A 309-nucleotide genomic window follows, 5' to 3' on the forward strand; every position below is an offset into this window, starting at 1 on the left:
GTGGGGTAGATGATTGGGGTGAAGTCGTAACAAGGTAGCCGTATCGGAAGGTGCGGCTGGATCACCTCCTTTCTATGGAGAATCGTTTCCTGAAACGGAAACATTCAAATACGGAAGCTAAGCTTCCAAGTACACTCACTCGTTGTTCAGTTTTGAGAGAGCAAGACTCTTTCGACTTATATACTATATGATTGAATGGCTTCAATCATGCGTTTGGTGGCGATAGCGGAGGGGTTCCACACGTACCCATCCCGAACACGACCGTTAAGCCCTCCAGCGCCGATGGTACTTGGACCGCAGGGTCCTGGG

General features: G+C 50.2%; 2 rRNA genes. Both read left to right on the forward strand.

From position 1 onward, the window contains the following. Positions 1–72, forward strand: a 16S ribosomal RNA gene (locus PV403_RS25120); the annotation flags it as partial. A 140-nt stretch (positions 73–212) separates the two neighbouring features. Further along, positions 213–309 (forward strand): 5S ribosomal RNA (gene rrf / locus PV403_RS25125); the annotation flags it as partial.

The organism is Paenibacillus sp. GYB006, from assembly GCF_036577645.1.
GTDB lineage: Bacteria > Bacillota > Bacilli > Paenibacillales > Paenibacillaceae > Paenibacillus.